The sequence below is a fragment of the Bowmanella dokdonensis genome (assembly GCF_017254865.1).
In the GTDB taxonomy this organism is placed as follows: domain Bacteria; phylum Pseudomonadota; class Gammaproteobacteria; order Enterobacterales; family Alteromonadaceae; genus Bowmanella; species Bowmanella dokdonensis.
Genome location: NZ_JAFKCV010000438.1, coordinates 1 through 279 on the forward strand (window position 1 = coordinate 1; position 279 = coordinate 279).

Below are 279 nucleotides of genomic sequence, written 5' to 3' on the forward strand. Positions count from 1 at the left end.
GTGCTGTTTTGGTTCATCAGTGCCGAATCACGCCGCAATTTACTGCGGCGACGGCGAGCTGCTGCACCATATTCCTGAACAACTGAGCAAACGAGAGAGGTACACCGACAAATGGCAGCGACGCACACACTCCCTCTGGCGTCACCGGGCATGGCGCGCATCTGCCTTTACGGGGATTTACAACGATTTGGTCGCCGCATCGACCTTCGTGTGAAAACGGGGGCTGAAGCCATCCGGGCACTGGCCACACAGCTCCCGGCGTTTCGTCAGAAACTGAGC

Annotated in this window: 1 protein-coding gene; it reads left to right on the top strand. The window is 58.1% G+C overall.

Features of this window, described 5'->3' with window-relative positions:
* Positions 1–150: 150 nt before the first annotated feature.
* A partial coding sequence (locus J0A66_RS23760; RefSeq protein WP_139245785.1) for a tail assembly protein occupies positions 151–279 on the top strand: 129 nt, incomplete at its 3' end.